General features: G+C 75.2%; 2 protein-coding genes. One reads left to right on the forward strand and one right to left on the reverse strand.

What is annotated here, in order from left to right; all coding sequences use genetic code 11:
* Nucleotides 1-185 precede the first annotated feature (185 nt).
* Entirely contained in the window at nt 186-1,166 is a 981-nt protein-coding gene (locus tag ACFV6I_RS38515) for a class I SAM-dependent methyltransferase (protein ID WP_380430830.1), read from the reverse strand.
* A 647-nt stretch (nt 1,167-1,813) separates the two neighbouring features.
* Between ACFV6I_RS38515 and ACFV6I_RS38520 the strand changes: the two genes are divergently transcribed.
* Nucleotides 1,814-3,385: an aldehyde dehydrogenase family protein gene (locus ACFV6I_RS38520; RefSeq protein ID WP_380430833.1), complete on the forward strand. Its 1,572-nt coding sequence runs from the start codon at nt 1,814-1,816 to the stop codon at nt 3,383-3,385.
* Nucleotides 3,386-3,545 lie beyond the last annotated feature (160 nt).

A 3,545-nucleotide genomic window follows, 5' to 3' on the forward strand; every position in this document is an offset into this window, starting at 1 on the left:
CGCGGCTGGGGGGGCCGCGCGGGCGCCCGCCTGGCGCGGGGGGGGCCCTCGGGGCGGCGTGGCCCCCCACACCGCCGGCGGGGGTGGCTTGTTCCCCCCCCGCCCCTGTGGGCCTTGGCGGGGCGGGACAGGGCGGGGCCGGGTGCCGGGTGACAGTCGGACCCGTCGGCCGTCGGGGGCGGCCGTCAGCCGCGGCGGGCGCGGCGGATGACGGAGGTGACGACCGGGGGCAGCAGGTCGCGGGCGGCGCGCTTGGCGACATTGGCCGGGCGGCGCAGTTCGGCGGCGCGGGCCCGGCGGGCGGCGAGGTCGCGGGCGGCCTCCTCCTGGACCGCCCGGCGGGACTGCGAGGCCTCGTCCCGGGCCGCCTCGGCGGCCAGCCGCCGGTGGTGGCGGGAGGGGCGGAACGCGCCGATCCCGTCCGAGTCGCCGGTCATCCGGAGCACCTGCTGCCCGTTCAAGGTCTCGGAGCTGAGGTAACAGCCTGCGGCGAGGTCCACCCGGTCGAGCAGGTCGCGCTGGAACGGCTCCGGATCCCCCCAGGTGCCGTAGAACTTGCACTCGGTCAACATGATCGGCTTGAGCCCGTGGTTGAAGACCGCGCCCCAGGTCGCGGCGGCCACGCCCGGGGTGTGCTGCGAGCGGTAGTCGTCCAGGACGACGACACCCTGGTCCTGGAGCGCGACCCGGGCCACCTGGAGGTCGCCCACGACGTGCTCGTACAGGTGCGAGGCGTCGATGTGGATGAAGCGGAACGTGCCCGCCTCGATCCGCCCGCCGGCCAGGGCGGAGGTCGGGGCCTGGATTATCTCCGGCAGTTCCTCGTGGAAGGCGAGGTAGTTGACCTCGAAGGCCGAGCGGGTCAGCGACTTCCGGTAGGAGGTGTCCATCTCGGCCGCGTTCTCGTCGTCCGGCGCGTCCGAGTCGAAGAGGTCACAGACGGTGAAGGACTCGCCGGGCTGGAGGTGCTCGCCGATCACGATCGCGCTGCGGCCCAGGTACGCGCCCATCTCCAGCAGGTCGCCGGTGACCCCGGTCTTCTCCTGCCGTCCCATGAACCAGTCGAACGAGTGCCGGTCATGGTCCCAGAACCAGCCCGGAACGTCCTCCAGCACGGCTGGTTCGGCAGGCCGCTGCGACTCGTCCTTCAACGCGGCATCGGTCACGGGATGCTCCTTATGCGGTACGGATGACCTGCGGATTTAAGCCAGACCTCAGCCCGGTGGAAACCCCCGCCCGACCGTGGGACGCGCTGGTCCCGGACCATGTGCACCACTACGAACCACTGGCAACAGTAGTGCTTCACCGCTGAGTTCGCTGCAATCTACAGCGGTGCCCACAGGCGTGAGGAGCTTTTCGCGCAATGATTTTCGCGGACCGTCGTTTCGCTGTCGGAGGGTGAACGCGGAGCCTTCGGGACGGTTCGTCCGGTGTCCCGCGACGGCGGACCACGGCCGGCCGGCCGAGCGGGCCGTGGGACCGGCGGCCACCCGTGCGGCGCGGCCGGCCGCGCCGCGCGCGGATCGTCAACTGGACGCCCTGCGGCGGGCGGTGGAGCTGACGGCGGAGGCGGTGACGGGGCCGGTGGCGGGCGGCCGGTGCCGTGGCCGTGCGAGGCCCTTGAGCGGTCGGACGAACGGGGCGCGGGCCCGGGGACCGAGCCGTTCGACGAGTACACCGCGCGGTTCGCCCCGGGGTAACCCGCCGGCCCACCGGACCGGATTGGCTCTTGCGCGCGGCCGACCGGGCCGCCTTGACTGGCCCTTTGACTAGCGCTGTTGGTCAATCGGCCGACCGGATGAGAGGACACTCGGTGCAGCAGCACGCGGAGTACGGCGACCAGTACATCGACGGCGCCTGGCGGCCCTCCCTGGACGACGCCGGGTCGATCGAGGTGCTGAATCCGGCGACCGAGCAGGTGCTCGCCACCGTGCCGGCCCGCGGGGCGGCCGTCGGAGACCCCCCGGGAGCGACGGCGCCCCCGGGGGGGCCAGGGGGGGGGAGCGACCCCCCGCCGGGGGCGGTTTCTGGCGTGTGGCCCCGGCGCCCCGCCGCGGCGGGCCCCCCCCCGGGCGGGGGGGGCGGCCGGCCCCCGCCCCGCCGGCCGGCCCCCCGGCCCCGCCGGGCGCCCCGCGGCTGGGCGACGACCGCCCGCGCGGACCGGCTCGCCCTGCTGACCCGGCTGCGGGACAAAATCGCCGCCGCGCAGGAGGAGATCACCGCCACCGTGGTCGCCGAACTCGGCGCCCCGGTCGGCTTCGCCGCCGCCGTGCACGCCGGAGTGCCACTGACTGTGGCGACCTCCTACCTGACGCTGCTCGCCGAGCACCCCTTCGAGGAGCGGATCGGCAACTCGGTGGTGCTCGCCGCGCCCGCCGGGGTGGTCGCGGCGATCACGCCGTGGAACTACCCGCTGCACCAGATCGTCGCCAAGGTCGTCCCGGCCCTGGCGGCCGGCTGCCCGGTGGTCCTCAAGCCCGCCGAGGACACCCCGCTGGTGGCCCGGCTGTTCGCCCGGCTGGTGCACGAGGCGGGCTTCCCCGCAGGCGCGTTCAACCTGGTGACCGGCACGGGCGCGGTGGCGGGTGCGGCGCTCGCCGCCCATCCGGGCGTGGACGTGGTCTCGTTCACCGGATCCACCGCCGTCGGCCGGCAGGTCGCCGAGACGGCCGGCCGGGGTCTGAAGCGGGTCGCCCTGGAACTCGGCGGCAAGTCCGCCAACGTGGTGCTGCCGGGCGCGGACCTGACCCGGGCGGTCAACGTCAACATCGCCAACGTGTTCGCCAACTCGGGCCAGACGTGCAGTGCGTGGACCCGCCTGCTGGTGCACCAGGACCAGTACGAGGAGGCCGTCGCGACGGCCGCGAAGGCCGCCACCAAGTACGCCCCGGGCGATCCGACCGACCCGCAGACCCGGATCGGCCCGCTGGTCAACGCCAAGCAGCTGGCCCGGGTGCGCGGTTACGTCGAGGGCGCGCTCGCCGCGGGCGCCCGGCTGGTCGTCGGCGGCGCGGAGCCCGTCCCGGGCCTGCCCACCGGCTTCTACGTCCACCCGACCGTGCTCGCCGACGTCACGGGGGACATGGCGATCGCCCGGGAGGAGGTGTTCGGCCCCGTCCTGGTGGTCCTCCCCTACCGGGACGAGGACCACGCCGCCGAACTCGCCAACGACACCGAGTACGGCCTGGCCGGCGGAGTCTGGGCCGCGGACACCGACACCGCCGCCGCCTTCGCCCGCCGCCTCGACACCGGCCAGGTCGACCTCAACGGCGGCCGCTTCAACCCGCTCGCCCCGTTCGGCGGCTACAAGAGCTCCGGCCTCGGCCGCGAACTGGGCCGCCACGGGCTGGAGGAGTTCCTCCAGTACAAGTCGCTGCAGTACTGACCTCGGTACCGAGCGGGGTGCCGGCCTCGGCGCCGGCTCCGGGGCCCCCGGCCGTGGGGGGGGGGGGGCGGGGGGTGGGGGCTGGCGGGGGGGTTGTCCGGGCCCGGGAGGGGGGGTGGGGGAGGCGGGGGGGGGGGGGGGGGGGCGGTGAGGGGGGGTG

This window comes from Kitasatospora sp. NPDC059803, assembly GCF_042732255.1.
GTDB lineage: Bacteria > Actinomycetota > Actinomycetes > Streptomycetales > Streptomycetaceae > Kitasatospora.